The 478-nt window shown below is 64.2% G+C and carries 1 protein-coding gene; it reads left to right on the forward strand.

Going from position 1 to position 478, the window contains the following annotated elements; translation table 11 throughout:
• On the forward strand, window positions 1-478 hold a 478-nt coding region (locus tag AC09SL_RS29535), incomplete at both ends, for an AMP-binding protein (protein WP_479572017.1).

Raw genomic sequence — 478 nt, forward strand, 5'->3', positions numbered from 1 at the left:
AGTGCTCAAGGCCGGCGCCGCCTACGTGCCCATCGACCCGGCCCATCCCGCCGAACGCATGGCCTTCATGCTCCAGGACAGCCAGCCACGGGCGCTGTTGACCCAGTCGGCCCTGTCCTTGCCATCGGGGGATCTGCCCCTGTTGTTGCTCGATACCCGCGATTCGTTGCTGGCCGTCGATGATCCAGACTTCGATACCAACCCGCAGATACCGGACCTGACGCCCGAGCACCTGGCCTATGTGATCTACACCTCCGGTTCCACCGGCCAGTCCAAGGGCGTGATGGTCGAGCACCGTTCGGTGTTCAACTTCTGGCACGTGCTGACCCGCACCACCCACCAGCATTGCCCGTCCCCGGCCACCGTGGCGCTGAATGCCGGGTTCTTCTTCGACATGTCGATCAAGGGCATCGCCCAGTTGTTCTCCGGCCATCGGCTGGTGATCATTCCGCAACTGATCCGCGCCAGCGGCCACGAG

Source organism: Pseudomonas sp. PF05, from assembly GCF_056521845.1.